The 17,339-nt window shown below is 68.7% G+C and carries 11 protein-coding genes; 7 read left to right on the forward strand and 4 right to left on the reverse strand.

Going from position 1 to position 17,339, the window contains the following annotated elements; genetic code table 11:
• The first annotated feature begins 117 nt into the window (after positions 1 to 117).
• The 4 genes from OG254_RS43850 (at position 118) to OG254_RS43865 (ending at position 7,518) form a co-directional block, all read left to right on the forward strand.
• The gene (locus tag OG254_RS43850; protein WP_405593324.1) at positions 118 to 1,500 is read left to right on the forward strand and encodes a flavin-containing monooxygenase; all 1,383 of its coding nucleotides are present in this window, start codon (positions 118 to 120) and stop codon (positions 1,498 to 1,500) included.
• Positions 1,487 to 2,314: an SDR family NAD(P)-dependent oxidoreductase gene (locus OG254_RS43855; RefSeq protein ID WP_405593325.1), complete on the forward strand. Its 828-nt coding sequence runs from the start codon at positions 1,487 to 1,489 to the stop codon at positions 2,312 to 2,314. The genes OG254_RS43850 and OG254_RS43855 overlap by 14 nt, the downstream gene beginning before the upstream one ends.
• A gap of 296 nt (positions 2,315 to 2,610) precedes the next feature.
• Positions 2,611 to 5,079: a discoidin domain-containing protein gene (locus tag OG254_RS43860; protein ID WP_405593326.1), complete on the forward strand. Its 2,469-nt coding sequence runs from the start codon at positions 2,611 to 2,613 to the stop codon at positions 5,077 to 5,079.
• Positions 5,080 to 5,469: 390 nt separating this feature from the next.
• Positions 5,470 to 7,518 carry an ATP-binding cassette domain-containing protein gene (locus OG254_RS43865; protein WP_405595561.1) on the forward strand — a complete coding sequence of 683 codons (2,049 nt, stop codon included), beginning with the start codon at positions 5,470 to 5,472 and terminating at the stop codon, positions 7,516 to 7,518.
• A gap of 30 nt (positions 7,519 to 7,548) precedes the next feature.
• On the opposite strand, the gene OG254_RS43870 is transcribed toward OG254_RS43865, so the two are convergent.
• Together OG254_RS43870 and OG254_RS43875 are read right to left on the reverse strand one after the other, a co-directional pair.
• Positions 7,549 to 9,144, reverse strand: a complete 1,596-nt coding sequence (locus OG254_RS43870; RefSeq protein ID WP_405593327.1) for a sigma-70 family RNA polymerase sigma factor — start codon at positions 9,142 to 9,144, stop codon at positions 7,549 to 7,551.
• 173 nt (positions 9,145 to 9,317) lie between these two features.
• Positions 9,318 to 12,173 (reverse strand): LuxR C-terminal-related transcriptional regulator, encoded by a 2,856-nt coding sequence (locus OG254_RS43875; RefSeq protein WP_405593328.1) that lies wholly within the window; start codon positions 12,171 to 12,173, stop codon positions 9,318 to 9,320.
• A 393-nt stretch (positions 12,174 to 12,566) separates the two neighbouring features.
• Here OG254_RS43875 and OG254_RS43880 point away from each other — a divergent pair, with 393 nt between their 5' ends.
• Both OG254_RS43880 and OG254_RS43885 read left to right on the forward strand, forming a co-directional pair.
• Positions 12,567 to 13,037, forward strand: a complete 471-nt coding sequence (locus OG254_RS43880) for an ATP-binding protein (RefSeq protein ID WP_405593329.1) — start codon at positions 12,567 to 12,569, stop codon at positions 13,035 to 13,037.
• A 153-nt stretch (positions 13,038 to 13,190) separates the two neighbouring features.
• Positions 13,191 to 14,852 (forward strand): sigma-70 family RNA polymerase sigma factor, encoded by a 1,662-nt coding sequence (locus tag OG254_RS43885; RefSeq protein ID WP_405593330.1) that lies wholly within the window; start codon positions 13,191 to 13,193, stop codon positions 14,850 to 14,852.
• Between the two features lie 26 nt (positions 14,853 to 14,878).
• On the opposite strand, the gene OG254_RS43890 is transcribed toward OG254_RS43885, so the two are convergent.
• Entirely contained in the window at positions 14,879 to 15,118 is a 240-nt protein-coding gene (locus OG254_RS43890) for a hypothetical protein (protein ID WP_405593331.1), read from the reverse strand.
• A gap of 261 nt (positions 15,119 to 15,379) precedes the next feature.
• Here OG254_RS43890 and OG254_RS43895 point away from each other — a divergent pair, with 261 nt between their 5' ends.
• Positions 15,380 to 16,363 carry a hypothetical protein gene (locus tag OG254_RS43895; RefSeq protein WP_405593332.1) on the forward strand — a complete coding sequence of 328 codons (984 nt, stop codon included), beginning with the start codon at positions 15,380 to 15,382 and terminating at the stop codon, positions 16,361 to 16,363.
• 345 nt (positions 16,364 to 16,708) lie between these two features.
• Here OG254_RS43895 and OG254_RS43900 read toward each other — a convergent pair whose 3' ends face one another.
• Positions 16,709 to 17,086, reverse strand: a complete 378-nt coding sequence (locus OG254_RS43900; protein WP_405593333.1) for an ATP-binding protein — start codon at positions 17,084 to 17,086, stop codon at positions 16,709 to 16,711.
• Positions 17,087 to 17,339: the final 253 nt, after the last annotated feature.

Raw genomic sequence — 17,339 nt, forward strand, 5'->3', positions numbered from 1 at the left:
CTTGGCCACTTGGCCAAGATAAATCACCTGGTCATAGGCCATGTATTTGTTGGTCTCTTGACTTGGCCAAGTGGCCAGATACTCTCATTGGCACGCTCTGACGGAGAGGTGGCCACAGTGACCACACGCGCACACTCGAGCCCGGTCCATGCCGATCTGCCCGTCGCGATCATCGGCGCCGGCCCCGCGGGGCTGTCCATGGCGCGGGCGCTCAAGCGGCTCGGAACGCCATACGTCCAGTTCGAACGGCACTCCGATGTCGGCGGCATCTGGGACCTCGACAACCCCGGTACGCCCATGTACCGCTCGGCGCACTTCATCTCGTCCCGCGACAAGTCGGGTTTCTTCGACCATCCGATGCCGCAGGAGTTCGCCGACTACCCTTCGCACGACCAGATCCTGCGCTATACACACTCGTTCGCCGACGAGTTCGGGCTGCGTGAGGCGATCCGCTTCAACACCGCCGTCGAGTCGGTGGAGCAGCGCGAGGACGGCGCCTGGACGGTTCAGACCGCGACCGGCGCGACGCGGGCGCGGGCGGTCGTCTGCTGCTCCGGGGTGACGTGGGACCCCAGGATGCCCGAGCTGCCGGGGGAGTTCGACGGGCAGGTCATGCACTCCGTCGGGTACGTCGACCCGTCGGTGTTCCGCGGGCGGCGCGTGCTGATCGTCGGGCTCGGCAACTCGGGTGCCGACATAGCCTGCGACGCCGCAGCGAACGCCGACGCCGCCTTCATCAGCACACGGCGCGGCTACCACTTCATCCCCAAGCACATGTTCGGCAAGCCCTCCGACCACACCGACGAGTGGGCGCCGCTCTGGGCCGGGCGCCTGGTCTACGGGATCGTCCGCCGGGTGATGATCGGCGACGTGACCCGCTGGGGCCTGCCCCGCCCCGACCACCGTCTGTTCGAGTCGCATCCGCTGCTCAACACCCAGCTGCTGCACCATCTCCAGCACGGCGACATCACGGCCAAGCCGGGCGTCGCACATCTCGACGGCGGCGAGGTGGTGTTCACCGACGGTTCCCGCGAGCGGGTCGACCTCGTCGTGTGTGCCACCGGCTACGACACGAGCATCCCGTACGTACCCGTCGACTACTTCCGCTGGAAGGGCGGCCGGCCACAGATGTACCTCAACGCCTTCAGCCGGGAGCGGCGTGGTCTCTTCGGGCTCGGCTACCTGGAGGTCAACTCCAGCGCGTACACGCTGTTCGACCGCATCTCCCATGTCATCGCCCAGCACCTGGACGACCAGATCCAACGGCCGGGACGCGCTGGGGATTTCGAGCGACTCATCCGTGAGGACCTCCCCGACCTGTCGGGCGGGATCAAGTTCGTCGGGTCCGACCGGCACGCGGCCTACGTCGAGGTGCGGGCGTACAAGAAGTACCTCCGCTCGCTGTCCAGGCGGATGGGCTGGGCGCCGTTGACGCCCGGGATGTTCGACGCCGTACGCACTGCTCCCGGCCGGAAGGGGTCCCTCCATGTCCGCGGCTGAATCCACGCCTCTCGCCCTGGTCACCGGTGCGGGTGGCGGTATCGGGCTCGGGGTGTCGCGTCTGCTCACCGACCGCGGGTACCGCGTCATCGCCGTCGAGATCGATGAGAGCGCGGCCGTGGCAGCGGCGCGTGCCATCCACGAGGGCGCCATCCCGGTGGGGTGCGATCTCTCCGACCGCGATCAGGTCGCCGCGCTGTGCACGCGTGTCCGCGAGGAGTGGTCCGACCGGCTGGACGTGCTGGTCTGCAACGCCGGTGTCATCGTGCCCGGCGATGTCGCCGACGCCACGCACCAGGACCTCGACACACAGCTCTCGGTGCTGCTGAAGAGCCCGGTCCAACTGATCGCCGCGACCGTGGAGGGGATGAGGCGACGCGGCCGGGGCCATGTGCTGGCGACCGTGTCCATGGGCGGCGTACTGGCGCTGCCCGGTTCCGCCGTCTACTCGGCCGGCAAGTCCGGACTGCGGGCCTTCCTCAGCGCGCTCTCCGCCGAACTGCGCGGCACCGGTGTCGCCGTGAGCGGCATCTACCCCAGCGGTGTGGACACCCGCATGCTCCAGCGCGAGACCCTCGACGGGGGCAGCACCCTCAACTTCGTCAGCAAGGTCCTCTCCATCGACCATGTCGTACGCGGCTACGCGCGCGCATTGCGCACCCGACGACTGGAGGTCTTCCTGCCGTACACCGACAGCATCGTCACGAGGACGATGGCGCTCTCGCCCGGCCTGTCGAACCGTGCCATTCCCCTCATGGAGCGCATCGGCCGCCACGGGCGCGCCCGGTACCTCAAGCGCAAGGGGCTTGCGTGAGGGGGGAGAGCCTGCCTATGCGGACCAGAGTAGTCATGCACGGCATGCTCGCGATCATTGCGTATCCGTGGTGACCGTCTCCTGATTGTCTTCGTGGGTTGCGGTGGACAAGCTCGTCACGCTGACTCGTACGGCTTGTCAGCGGCACGTCCACATTCGCAGTGCAAGCGCGCCCCGATGGCGCCTTCTCACCTTCGGAGAACATCATCGTGCGCATACCGCGTGGTCGAAGATCCGGCTCATCCCGTCAGCCATGGCGTTCCCTGTTAGGTTCCCGCACTCTCACCCTCGTCGCGGTGCTGGCCGTGGCCGCTGCCCTGCTCCCTCTGGTCGGCCTTGGCCAGCGTGACGCCGAGGCCGACAGTTCAAGGGTGCCCGGCCCTGCTGGTGCGGGATTCGCCCCGCACCACGGGGTGGCGCCCGCTGCCGCGATGCAACCCGCCGCACCTGTGCTGTCACGGGACAGGTGGACGGCGACCGCCGGCGACGAGGAGAGCGCCGCGGAGAACGGACGCGCCGCCAACGTGCTGGACGGGGATGCCTCCACCATCTGGCACAGCAAGTGGTCGGGAACGCCCGCTCCGTTGCCGCACAGCATCACCATCGACATGCACAGCACCGCCGTGGTGTCGGCGATCGTCTACCGGCCGCGGGCCGGCAGCCCCAACGGCCGTATCGGCAGGTACGAGATCCGGTTGAGCGACGACGGCCGGACGTGGGGCGCACCGGTGGCCACCGGCACTCTCGCGGACGACGCCACGGTCAAGACGCTGTCCTTCGCGGCGCAGGGCACCCGGTATGTGCGGCTGACGGCTCTGAGCGAAGCGGGCGGACGGGGTCCGTGGACGTCCGCGTCGGAACTCGACCTGCTCGGCGATCCCGGTACCACCGCCGGTGTCGTCGACCTGTCGCGCGAGGGTTGGACCGCCACGGCCGGCGACGAGGAGAGCGCCGCGGAGAACGGACGCGCCGCCCACGTGCTGGACGGGGATGCCTCCACCATCTGGCACAGCAAGTGGTCGGGAACGCCCGCTCCGTTGCCGCACAGCATCACCATCGACATGAAGACACCCCACACCGTCTCCCAGCTCACCTATCAGCCGCGTCAGGTGGGCGTGAACGGCCGGATCGGCGCCTTCACCGTCACCACCAGCACGGATGGTGCCTCCTTCGGTGCTCCGGTGGCCTCCGGTACCTGGGCGGACAGCGACACGATCAAGGGCGCCTCGTTCATCCGGCCGGTGACGGCCCGGTATGTGCGGCTGACCGCCACCACGGAGGCGGGCGGCCGCGGCCCCTGGTCCTCGGCGGCCGAAGTCCGGCTGGCCGGCCCGGCGGATCCCGCCCTCGCGGGTGCGTGGGGTCCGGTGAAGGGCTTCCCGCTGGTCCCGGTGGCCACCGCCGTCCTGCCGAACAACAAACTGCTCGCTTGGTCGGCCTACGGGGTCGATCGGTTCGGCGGCAGCAATGGCTACACCCAGACCGCCATCCTGGACCTGACGACCGGCCAGGTCACACAGCGGCGCATCGACAACACCGGACACGACATGTTCTGCCCGGGGATCGCCATCCTGTCCGACGGTCGCGTCCTGGTCACCGGCGGCAGCAACGCGGAACGCGCCAGCATTTACAACCCGGCGACGGACGCCTGGACGTCGACCGCGGACATGCACATACCCCGCGGCTACCAGGCGATGACCCTGCTGTCCAACGGCGAGGCCTTCGTCCTGGGCGGGTCCTGGAGCGGCGGCGCGGGCGGCAAGAACGCCGAGGTGTGGTCTCCCGCCACGGGAACGTGGCGCACCCTGCCCGGTGTTCCCGTCACCTCGACCATGACGGCCGACCCGGCGGGTCCCTACCGGGCGGACAACCACCAGTGGCTGCACGCCACTTCGGGCGGCCGGGTGCTGCAACTCGGCCCGAGCAAGCAGATGAACTGGATCACCACGACCGGCACCGGGACCATCACCCCGGCCGGGACCCGTGCCGACAGCCAGGACGCCATGAACGGCAACGCGGTCGCCTACGACATCGACAAACTGCTCACCCTGGGCGGCGCCACCGCATACGACAACGTCAAAGCCACGAACCGTGCCCATACCGTCGACGCGAGCGGCAGCGGAGCGCCGGTGAGCGCCCGCACCGGGGACATGCGCTTCGCGCGCGCGTTCAGCAACAGCGTGGTCATGCCGGACGGGAAGGTCGCGGTGTTCGGCGGACAGTCCTACCCGGTACCGTTCAGCGACGCGACGTCCGTCATGACCCCGGAAATCTGGGATCCGGCCACCGGGAAGTTCACGCCCGCTGCGTCGATGGCCCTGCCGCGCAACTACCACAGCGTCGCCAATCTCCTTCCGGACGGCCGGATCTTCTCCGGCGGCGGGGGACTGTGCGGGGACTGCGCCACGAACCACCTGGACGGCGCGATCTTCACCCCGCCCTACCTGCTCAACGCGGACGGCAGCGAGAAGCCCCGTCCCGCCATCACCGGTGAGGTGCCCGCCCGGGCGGGAAACGGCAGCCAGTTGTCGGTCACCACGGACAAGGCTGTCGCGTCCTTCGCCCTCGTACGTGCCGGCGCCGCGACTCACTCCACCGACAACGACCAGCGACGCGTGCCTCTGCGATTCCGGGCCACGGGCGCTACCTCGTACGAGGTCGACATCCCGGCCGACCCGGGCATAGCCCTGCCGGGGACGTACATGCTGTTCGCGCTCGACGCTCAGGGAGTGCCGAGCAAGGCCCGGATACTGACGATCGGCTGAGCAGGGAGACGACCCGGCCGGGCCATCGCTCGCCGGCAGGGTCGCTGCGTCGGTTAATTGCGTAGCCGTGATTCACCGTCACGGATGGGCAACTGCTGTGCGCCGAGCCTAGGTTCGTTGCATCGCCCAGGCGCGCCGTCCCGAACTCGGCGCGGTGACGACGGGAGCGAGTCGTCGTCGCGTGTGCGGGAACATGCCCGGCGCGTCCCGCGATGTGTCCCCCGCCCCGCGAGCCAGGCGCGAGACACACCCGCCCGGTGTCGAAACGACCTCCCCCGGCGTGACGACACCGGGCGGCTCCATGCACGCACACCAGTCAAGAGTGTCATCGCCGTTGGGCTGACCGGCCGGGAGACAACATTCGTGAGGAACGGAATTCCAGAGTTCGTGATGGAATTCAATGGGATCACCGAAGCACTCGACACTGCGAAGACATACGTGTTGGGTCGGGATCCGCATGCGGACATTCCATGCCAGGAGGCGTTCATCTCCTGGCGGCACGCTCAGATCCACTGGGACGGCAAGACCTGGGTCCTGCAGGATCTGGACAGCACCAACGGCACATACGCCCAGGGCCGGCGCATCACGCTGGCCACGATCACCGACGGTGCAGTGTTCACCGTCGGGGACGCCGCCGACGGTGTGCAACTGCGCTTCGCAGGCGCCGCCGAGGTCCGCGGCGACGCGAACGAGGCGTCGTCGTTGATCGCCCGGCAACTCACCGTCAAGGTCAAATGCGGCAGGGGCTCAAGAAGGCTGCTGGACAGAGTCAGCTTCGAGGCGCCCCCGAAATCCATGACGGCGGTGATCGGACCGTCCGGTTCCGGAAAGTCCGTCCTGCTGCGGGCCTTGACCGGTCACCAGCGGAACGCCAAGGGCAAGGTGCGCTATGAGGGGCATAACCTCCCTGGGAGTTTCGCCCAGTTGCGTCACCAGATCGGTATCGTCCCCCAGCAGGACGTTCTCCATCCACAGCTCACGGTACGGACCGCGCTCCGTCACACCGCAACGCTGCGTTTCCCCCGCGAGACCGACGCCGCGGAGCGCGACCGCCGGGTCGACGAGGTTCTCAGTGACCTCAAACTCGACCTCCACGCCGACCAAACCGTCACCACGCTCTCGGGCGGGCAACGCAAGCGTGTTTCAGTCGCCCAGGAACTCCTGACCAGGCCCTCGCTCTTGCTCTTGGACGAGCCCACCTCCGGCCTGGACGCGGGCATGGACCGTGATGTCATGCGCCTACTGCGGGGACTCGCCGACGGCGGCAGGACCGTCCTGGTGGTCACACACTCTGTCCGGGAGCTGGAGTTGTGCGACAAGGTGCTGGTCCTGGCCCCGGGCGGGTCCGTGGCGTACTTCGGTCCCCCGGAGGAGGCACTGGAGTTCTTCGGGCAGGACACATGGGCCGATGTCTTCTCCGCCTTCGAGGCGCACAGTGGCCACGACTGGGCCGGTCGGTGGCGTGAGTCGCCCCAGTACATGGCCCTGGCGGCCGCCCTGCGGACGCCGGACACGCAAGTCTCCACGGCCCGGCAGATCGCCGCCCCGCCGAAGCCACCGCGGTGGACGACCCAGTTGTCCACCCTGGTCAGCCGATACCTGGCCGTACTGGCCTCCGACAGGGGGTTCATCGGCCTGATGACCCTGCTGCCCCTTGTCCTCGGTTTGGCCAACACCCTCATACCTGCCGATTTCGGCCTCCGAAAACCGCCCGACGGAACATCGAACGTCGAAGCCGGCACGATCATCGCTTCTCTCGCCATCAGCATGTGCTTCGTCGGTGCTACGAACTCCGTCCGCGAACTGGTCAAGGAACGGGCGATCTACGAGAGGGAACGGGCCGCAGGTCTTTCCAGATCCGCCTACTTGGCGTCGAAGATCGTCGTACTCGGGCTGATCACGGGCGCGCAGGGAATCGTGCTGTGCGCAATCAGCCTCGCCCCTCGCGACCTTCCGTCCGAAGGCGTCGTCATCAAGGGCACCCCGGCCGTCGAGATGACGTTGGTCATCATGCTGCTCGGGTTCACATCGATGATGTGCGGCCTGGTCACATCGTCACTGGTGAAGACCGCCGAGAGAACCATGCCACTGCTGGCTCTCTTCTCTGTCGCTCAATACATGTTCTCCGGCATCGCGTTCAGACTCGCCGGTAGCCCCGGTGTCGAGCAGGCGGCCTGGCTGGCGCCCTCACGCTGGGCCGTCGCGGCACTTGGCGCGACGCTCGATCTTGAGCAGGTACTCCGTCCGCAGGACGGAACGACACGCCCCCTCGCCACTGACCCTCTTTGGCAACACACGCTCGGCCAGTGGCTGATCGACACAGGAGTACTGCTGGCCACTACGCTCATCTGCTACCTGCTCACGATCCAACTCCTGCGCCGCCTCGAACCGGAACCCGTCCGTGCGGTTCAGGCAACACCGAAATGCTGGCCGCGATAATCGCTACCGGCATTTCCGCTGAACGCCCCGTCAGCCGATCGTCCAGCGCTGGTACTTCGATCCGGTGTCGTCCGCCTGAGTAATGACGTCCCCGTCGCTCGGTCCGGCGACAGTGAGCGACAGACGGCTGTGCTTGGCGAGGATCCTGCCGTCACCGGTCACGATCCACTTGGAATTGTCCGCACCGTCGAGCGGATATTGGATGACCGGCGTGCCGCTGCTCATCCGACTCTCCGTCACGTTCATCGCCAGGCCGGATGCAGCGTTGACGATCTCGTACGTCCCGTCGGCATTGGGCGTGAACCGCCAGTTCTGATGGTCGACGGCGGCCGAAGACCGCTGGTCGAGCTGCGTGCCCCAGTCCCGGGAAGCGTTCGGAACGTTCAGGACCTTGCCCGAACCGACGTTGGTCACCCGGTAGATGCCGTTCCACGAAGGTGAAGGCGAGGGCTTCGGCGTCGTTGACGGGGTGACCGAAGGTGAAGAAGGACGCCCCTCAGGCGTGGGGCTGGTCTCAGTCGGGGGAGCAGCAGTGGAGGAGGCGTCCGTTGAGGGTGTGGGCTCGTGTGCCACGGGCTCTCGGCCCTCCGGGCCGGCAACGGTCGGCCCGGACGTCGACTGGGCGGGCGGAAACCCATTGCCGTCGTCATCGAGTGGCGCGGGCAGGACGAGGACGGCGAGTCCTACGGCGAGAACCGCACCCCCGGCGAGACCGCCCGAGCGCAGCGGAGTGCGCGTGACCCAGGACCACCACCCCGCACCACCGTCCGGTGTGCCGGAAAACAGCGCCCCACCGGCGGTGCCGGCTCCTCCCTCGGCCAAATGGGCCGCCACATACCCCGACCCGCCCCACAGCAGCACCCCGACCGGCAGCGCCGCACCCAACCGCGCGTTCAGATCGGCAAGTTCCATCAGCGCGGCCCGGCAACGGTCGCACTGTGCGAGATGCCGCTCGAGGTCCTTGCTCCTGCGGCGGCCGGTGCGGCGCACAGCGGCACCGAGCAGCCCGGTGAAGCGGCGGCACTCCCCGCTGGAGGAAGCGCTCTCGGCGTGCGCGACAAGATAGGCCTCGCGCAGCCCCTCCCGCGCCCGAGATGCCAGCGACCCGACGCCACTCGCGCCCACACCGAGGAGAATGCCGACCCTTGAGGCCGGCTCGTTCTCGACGACGGAGTGCCACAGAACGGCCTGCCAGCGCTCGGGCAGCGAACGAAACGCCTTCATCACGAGGCTGCTGTCTTCCAGGCGCAGTATCCGCTCCTCACTGCTTTCCGCCTTGCCGTTCTCGGGCAGGTTCGCGAGCCACTGCTCGAAGTCGGGCGCCAGCTCGATGTGGCGAGCCGTAGTGGCCCATTCGGCGGCGATGCGGCGGACAACCGTGAGGAGGTAGGGGCGCCAGGCGGCCTCTGGACCACCACCACGCCGTACGGCTTGCAGCGTCCGGGCAAAGGCCTCCGAGGCAAGGTCCTCGGCGGTGTGCGCATCACGACAGCACATGCGGGCGTACGCGAGTGTCGCCGACCGATGTCGTCGGTACAGCTCCTCCACCGCTGCGTCCGAGCCCAGCTCCCTTACCTTTCGGGCGAGTTCGGCGTCCGACGCGGCGACTTCGCTGTCAACGGACATGCGTGAGACAGGCCTTTCTTGTGCCGACTACGAGGTGGAACGACATTCCCGACCAATCTTGCCCCTGCGGTCCCTATCGGCAAGACGGTGATACGCGACTACCTATACCCAAGAATTCCGAATGGCTTCTGCTCTCTTCACCCTTGTGGCCCTTGGGAAAACATGAGGATTGTTCATCCGGCCGACTCGCTGCTGCGGGCCATACGCGCGAGGTCATGCCGAGAAAGCGCACCCACCTTCCGCAAGGCGCGCGCCACATGCTGCTCCACCGTCCGCGGGGACAGATGCAGCGTGGCCGCGATCTCTCGGTTGCTCAGGCCGGCACCGGCGAGTTGCGCGACCTCCTGCTCGCGCGGCGACAACCGCCCGTCGTAGCTGGGGCGGCCGGGGGGACGCCGCCGATGGGTACCCGGATGGGCCCGTAACTCCGCTCCCACGCGTGCGGCATCCCACGTCGCGCCGAGCACCTCGAATTCGCGTACGGCTTCGGACAGTTGCTGGATTCCCGCGGCGGTCTCCAGGCCGCCTGCCAGAGCGCATCGTCCACCGGCCTCCGCGACGAGGGCCGCCTCATAGGGCCGGGGCAGCACGCTGTAGCACGTACGAGCACGCTGGAAGTACTCCACTGCCGCTTGGAGTTCGCCGCTCGCCTCGGCCAGTAACGCTCGGCACCACGTCAGTGCGGCCACGGCGCTGGGGGCCCGTTTGCCTCCTATGCCAACGGCGAATTCGTCGGCCATCCCTCGCGCGACGCCCAGCCCCCCGGCCCGGATCGTCCCCTCCACCGCCCATGGGGCCAACTCGGCCGCCCATACCCATACGGCCTTCTCCCGCAGCCTGGCCCATGCCTCGCCTGCTTCGCGTGCCGCGGCCGCGGGGTCCTGACGAGCCAGCGCAAGCCTGATGCGTACTCCTGAGGCCGCCGCCACCAGCGGGACCGCGCCATCGTCCCCGGACAGATTGGTGCTGGAGAGCCAACTGCCCACGTCGGTCCACTCGCCCTTCGCCAGGGCGAGCTGTGCGTGCACCAGGGCGGCATCGCCGTCAGGGGCCGATCCGGCGTCCACATCCCGGGTCAGTGCCCGCGCCCGGCCGGCCAGGCCGGACCAGCGGCCGGTCAACATGTCCAGGAGCAGGGAGGTGCAATGCGCGTTCCGTTGCGTATACGGCGCTCCGCTGCGGGCGGCCAACTGAGGCGCCTCGGACAGCAGTTCGCGTGCCCGCACGTACTCGCCCAGCCAGACAGCCGCGTCCGCGGCGTTGGCCAAGCCACGTGCAGTGTGCCGGACGACCCGCGAATCGTCGCTGTCCCGGGGCAGTTGTTCCAAGTAGCGCCACCCGAGCGGGTCACCGACGCTGAGGAGCACGGTCGCCCGGTTCGCCGCGACCGCCGCCTGGACCTCGGCATCCTCGCTCTCAGCCGCTGTCGTCCCGGCCCGCGCCAGCCAGGCGAGGTTGTCCTTCAGCGGGCCGGAAGACCAATAGGGCAGCGCCAGGGCCGACATGGCCCGCGCTGCCAGTACCGGGCAGCTCTTCAACTCCTCGACCGACCTGAGCAGTTCCACCCGCCCTTCGCGGCCCCGTCCGGCCTGGTTGCCCAGGAAGAGTCCGAGGTGGAGGCGGATCTCGCCCCGCACCGTCTCGGGCAGCGCCCGGTCCTCGACCATCCGGCGCAGGAGTTCCACCGTCTGACCGGAGCCCAGCCCGATGGTCGCGCTGCGTGCGAGTATCAAGGCCAGCCGAGGCCGGTCCGACTCCACTGCCTCAGGGTGCACCAGCGCGTCCTCGAGCAGCGAGATCGCCAGCTGGTGGTCGCCCGCCGCGACCGCTTCCTGCGCGGCATTCCCCACGCTCTCGATCCAGTCCGTGGTGCGACCGGTCGCGAGCTGATGACGCGCCAATCGGGCCCATGGCGCCGGACGGCGGGCTTCCAGGGCCTCCGCGGCGCGACCGTGCAGCTCGCTCCGCACCGGACTCGGCACCAGCCGATACACGGCCGCGGCCTCCATCGGTGAGCGCAGACCGTACTGATCAGGCCCCCACTCGTGCAACACCCCTGCGCACAGCGCCGTCACCAGAGAAGCGCGGCCGTTCTCCGTCGACAGTCCGGCCACCGCTGCCAATTCGTCCTCGCTCGCCGTTCCGTCGAGAACTGCCGCCGCCCACACCAGGCTCCGCGGCACCTCGTCCAGCGCTGCCAAGCGACCGGCCACCGACTCGGCGAGACGCAGCGGCACCTCGGCCTCGTCCACGTCCCTGGCAGTGAGCCGGCTCCGGCCGACGGCCCCTGAGGATCTCGGGCCCGGCGGCGGAGCGGCCGCCCTCAGCTCCTCCAGCACATCGGTCACGACCTGCGCGATCCCACCCGTCCGCTCGTGGAGCCGGGTCAGGAACGGAGCCGAGCAGCGGTCATCGCCCAAGGCGTCCACCGCCATCGGCCGCACGTCGGCCGCGCTGAGCGGCCCGAGCCGCAGATGGATCACCGGCAGTTCGGCCGGGTACCCCACCGGCGCACCCAGCACCAGCCCGGGACGGGCCAGCTCCTCGGGGCGGTAGGTCATCGCGACGCGCAGTCCGGCCGGGGGATCGGCCAGCAGGGTTCGCAGCGCGTGAGCGGCCTGCTCATCCGCGCGGTGCACGTCCTCGGCCACCAGAAGCACGGGGGAACCGGCGCCGCCCGAGGCCGCCACCAGCGCCCCCAGAGATGATGCCGACAGCCGACCTGACCACGGGGACGCGGCCGGGGCGTCGGTCTGCGTGGCGCCGGGACGATGTCCCGACCTCGCCTCCGGTCTCACCGACACGTTGTCATTCGGGTGGCATGGTCCGTCGACGACGGGAGCACCCGACGCCTCGAAGGTCACCATCAGGCGTGCGGCCTGGCCGGGTTGGGAGAGGGCCAGCAGCCACTGCACGAATCTGGTCTTGCCCGTCCCGGCCTCGCCCTCGACCAGCACCAGTGCGGACGTGCCCGGCGCTGCCGACGTCAGCGGCCCGCGAACTGCCTTCTCCCACTCACTCTCACGCACTGCAGTCCCCCTACTTCGTTCCTCGCACTTGAGCTTCCGTCGGGAGCCGGCTGGTCGGGCCGGTCCGTCCGGTATCCGCTGTCCGTCAGCTGCCAAGGCTGTTGGCTGTGACGGGGCGGAACTTCTTGCCCGATGAAGAGCGAGACTCAGCGACTACGTCCCGCGGCGTCACCAACTCGTTACATTGAGGGCTCCCGGGGCTCCCGGGGCTCCCAGGGTTCCCGGGCTCGCGTCCGGCGCCGCCACGGCACCTCCCGGCGGGGTAAACGCCTTGAATATGGCGTATCCGTATTTCGGGTGCCCCGCTTGTGCCGTCGGTCGGGTGGCAGCCACGGTCGGAGTGATCTCTCGATCCCCCGATGCCTGTCAACGGGCACTCCAACGGAGTCCGATATGGCCACCACCGAATTCCCTCACCCCGCCAAGGCGCCTGCTCCGGTGCCAAGTCTGGTGTTCCGCATCGCTCGGTCGACGCCCGCCACCGTGCGAGAGCTACGACGCCTTGCGCGCCATACAGCCCAGCAATGGGCGATCCCCGAGGGGCCGTGCCACTCGCTCGCGCTCGTCGTCAGCGAATTGGTCACGAATGTCGTGCTGCACAGCGGAAGTCCGGACGTCGCTCTGCTGATCACCTTCGACAACTTCGCCCTGACCGTCGAAGTCATCGACAACGGACAGAGGCTGGAGGATGACGCCGGATTCCCCGCCATGGAGCAGCGCGCCTCCTTCGGGCTAGGACTCGACCTGGTCAGAGCGTGCGCCGACTGGCACACGATCGAATGCACCACGGCCGGTACCCGAGTAACGGCGCATATCCCCGTGACCGGTCGCGAGCCCGGGCGGCTGCCTCATACCGGCGCATGAATCATGCGCGTCGCCCGCATCACCGACCCCTCTCTCATGGAACCTGGAAGGCATTGCTGCTCCATGCTCGACAAGCAGGATGAAACACCCACTGATACCGAGGTCCACGCCGTCGCTTCGCGGAGCCATGAATTCGACATCACGCTGGGGGAGTTGTACCGGAAACATCGTGACCAGGTGCTCTCGTACGCCTACACCTGCTGCCGTGATCCGCAGAGCGCCGACGATCTCACCTCGGAGGCATTCACCCGCGCGCTGAGAGATGCCGGGGCCGGCAGCGCTCCCACGGTCGCCTGGCGCCCCTATCTGCTCACCCTCGTCCGCCGCACCGCTGCCGACTGGGCGGACACCGCCCGGCGTGCCGAGCTGTCCTCCGACTTCCAGCAATGGCTGACCGACTCGCAGACGAGCACGGCCGACGGCACGGAGCCCGAGAGCATTCAGGACCGCCTACGCCGCCGTGAGGACGACAGCGCCGTTCTTACGGCGTTCCGTTCCCTGCCCGACCTCTGGCAGGCCGTTCTGTGGCACACCGAGGTGGAACGGGAACCGGCCGCTTCCGTAGGTCACTTGCTCGGCATGGACGAGAGCGGAGTCGGTCCGCTCCTGTCACGAGCCGCGCGAGGGCTGCGGGATGCCTACCTGACCGCGCACGAGCGGAACTCCGCCACGGACGCATGCCGCACTTACGCCGCCATGCTCAGCATCGCCGCGCGCCAGACGGAGGACGGCGCGGTTGAGGGCCTGGACCGGCATCATGCGCAGTGCCACCGCTGCCACAGGGCGCAGATCGAGCTCACCGCGATCGACGAGCAGCTCGGTTTCATCCTGCCGATGGGGGTCCTGCTGTGGGGAGGCCCGGTCTATGCCGTGCACCGGATGGTCGAGACCTGCCGGAGCACCGACGACGGGACTCCTGCACAGCCTGACGACCACGCCCTGGTGGACGACCGAATCGACCAGCGGCCATGGGCCGGCTCACCGCTTCGCTCCGGGATGGTCGCCTGTGGCCTCGTCACCGTCCTCGGGCTCGCCATCCTCACCCTGCCGGAGATCGTCCACGGTCAGGACGAAGCACCCTCGGCGGCGGCTTCGCAGGTGGAGCCGGGGGAGTGGACGCCACCACGGTTCGACGTCCCTCTGCCCACGCTCAGCGGCCCTACGCCAAAGCCGTCCCCCACAGCATCACCGCACCGAGCCTCACCGACGCCCGTGGCATCGGTCACGGCAGCGGCCCAGAGACCCACGGCGGCCCAGAGACCTCCACTCGGACCGGTCACCTGGTCGGGCGCACTCCGCAACGCGGGAGTCAGCGCCCAGTGCGTCGAGCCCGCGGGCACGGGCGTTGTCCAGAACCCGTGCAACGGCAGGAGCGCCCAGGTCTGGGAGGCTGTGTCGTTCAAGGCGAAGCCGGGCTACTCCTACCTGCGCAACGCAGCCAGCGGTGAGTGCATCGACTACCACTTAGGCGTTCAGCGTTTGCACGGGAACGCGGTCGACATCGAAGTCGCCATGCGCCCGTGCCGCTACACGGCGGAAGGACAGCTGTTCCGCTTCGACCCCTTCACGGGCACGAGCGGCGAAAGCAGCTACCTCTTGCGTGCCGAACTCGACGCCGCGAAGCCCTGGAACGAGATGCAGCTCGGGATGCTCGACTGGTGGGACGGGGCAGACGCCACGCCACCTCCGGAGCGGAACGCGCCGGTCGTGCTCACCTACCACTACTACAACGCCGTACGACTCCACTACCTCGCCGAAGGCCGGGCACCTGCACCGAGCGCGCCTCCGAGCACGGCCGTCACCCCGCCGAACTGACAACAAGTGGAAAGGCTCGTATGCAATTACTCCTCGGTCCGCGCCCACTGCAGCAGCCGCCCGCCGACGCGGCCTTGATACTCGGGGCGCGCAAAGGACAACTTGAGTTCTTCCGGCTTCTGTACCGCCGCCACTATTCCGCTGTGCAGGCCTATGCCTCCCAGTGCGTGGCAGGCCCGCTTGCCGCACAGGAGGTGACCTCGCGCGTCTTCGAAGTGCTGTTGCAACGGATGCAGGCCGGGGAGGCGTTTGTCGAACGCCGTCATCCCGGCATTCTGCGCGTTCAACTACTCGGACACGTCCGCACCACCGCAATCGCATACTGGCACCAAGAGCGCGAGTCCCTGCGGCCGGACTTCCGCAGTTGGGTCGAGGCGGGCGCGAGGTGGCCTTGGGGCGAGGACGGTCAACTGGGCGTCGCGTTCGAGAGACTCCCTTCCCTCACGCAATGCCTGCTGTGGCATTCACTGGTCGAGCAAGACGCCCCAGCATTGACGGCCCGTATCACAGGACTGCCTTCACGCGCGGTGCGGAGCGGGAGCGACGACGCCAGAAGGGCGCTGCGCCAGGCCCGGACGGACCTGTATCTGGAGCGGCTGGAACTCCCGGACTGCAGGGACGCGATCCAGCGGCTGGCTGCGCGGCAGGGTGCGCCACCCGCTACGAACGACGCGGCCCATCTGCTCGCGTGTGCGGCCTGTATGAGCGTCTACGAAGACCTCACCCAACTCGACGCACAACTTGAAGCACAACTGCCGGCCCGCCTGCTGGGGTGGTGGACCGGGCGGGAGTATCTGCGAGCCAAGGCCGCCATCTCCATACCGCTGGACGATCCGCCGTTCCTGGCAAGGCTGCTGAGGCAACCCCCCACCGACACTTCCACGGAACGCACGCGCGCACGCCGGGCCGCCCCACGCACGAAACGAGTACGCGGCACCGGAAGGAGGCGCTCATCCCGGCTGCACTCCTTGCCCCCTGTACTCGTCAGCCATTCCCGAACCGCTGCCGCTGTGACGGGCTTCCTCATCGGCATCGGTACGGGCTTGCTCCTGCTGACGGCTTGCAACCAGCCGTCCGGCGCGCAGCAGGAGCCGCCACGGAATTCCCCCTCACCCACCCTTTCGGCACGGAACGGAGTCCGGGCCGACCAGTACTCCTCACAGCAGGAAACCGTCACCGGCGCCACCCCCGGCACCCGCCTCCTCGGATCCATGTCCTCGCTACGGTACGACCGGGTCCGCTTCTCGGCCGAGGACACCACCGCCCACGTCGAACTCGCAGGCCCCGCGGTGGCAGGCGCCTGGATCGAGCTGAGGGTCGACTCCCTCGCCGAGGTCCCGCTGGCCCGGATCGCGCCCAGCGCCGACGGTTCCGTGACCGATGTGTCGGTGCCCATCACCCCCGTCGACGGCGTGCACCCTGTCCACGTGGTCGCCCACTGCCCCAGGTATCGGCCGAAGTGCATCGAACTCCATTCCTTCGGCACCAGTACCGCATCATCGGGCCGGTGACGACCGAGGGACCGGTGATACCCCGCGGATGCGCCCGCGAGCCAGGCCGCACGGGTGACGCCAGCACTGGTCGGTGCGGCTCACCCAGCCGGGACCCTCAACTCAGGTGCGAGCAGGGCCCATTCACCATGGCGTGAGGCGGCGCCGAACATGGGGCGGTAGCGGCGGCACTCAGCGATCCCCAGCTGGTCGGTGCGCACGCCCAGCAGGCTTCCCGCACGTCGATCCGGGCTGGGGAGGCCGGCGGGGCGACATCGCTCTCGCTCAAGCCGAGCAGGTGACCGACGGACCGGGCCACTCGGTTGACGATGTGGTCGGTGGCACCCGGGCCCTACGGTCTGCCCTTCACCGATCGGCTCGGGACTCGACGACGGGGAGACGGGCCACGACGCGGGTGCCTGCGGGGGAGGGGTGGATCGTGCACCAGCTGGTGCAGGCCCCGACCAGGTCCAGTCCCCGGCCGAACGCGGCGTCCTCGTCCTCCGCCACACGGCGGTCGGCCTCGCGCGTCAGCCAACGGCCGGAGTCGGTGACCTCGACGGTCAGCGCGACGCCGTCGAAGACGATGAGGGTCGTGACCTCCGCGCTGCCGCTGTGCAGCACGGCGTTCGTCGCCAGTTCGCTGACGACGAGCGACAGCGTCTCGCTCGCGTCGTCGGGAAGGGCCCACTGCTGGGCGGTACGGCGCGCGAAGTGACGTAGCTCCGGCACGGTTTCGGGCATCGCCCTGGCGATGCACAGGGTGCGCAGTCGTGTCGGTCCGCGCCGCGCTGCCGATAACGGCCGCGGGCAGTCGGTGGTGGCAGGGCGAAGGCCGTCGATGAGGGCCATGCCAGTTTCTCCCGGAGTGGTCGCTGGTGTGCTGTGTGCAGGGCACTGCTCCGACCGTGGCCGCCGTCGTACCGCCGGGACAAGCAGGGGAGCGGACCTTACCTATACGTAATAACGCTGAGTACGCACGAGGTGACCCCCGCCT

Source organism: Streptomyces sp. NBC_01092 (assembly GCF_045039535.1).
Taxonomy (GTDB): domain Bacteria; phylum Actinomycetota; class Actinomycetes; order Streptomycetales; family Streptomycetaceae; genus Streptomyces.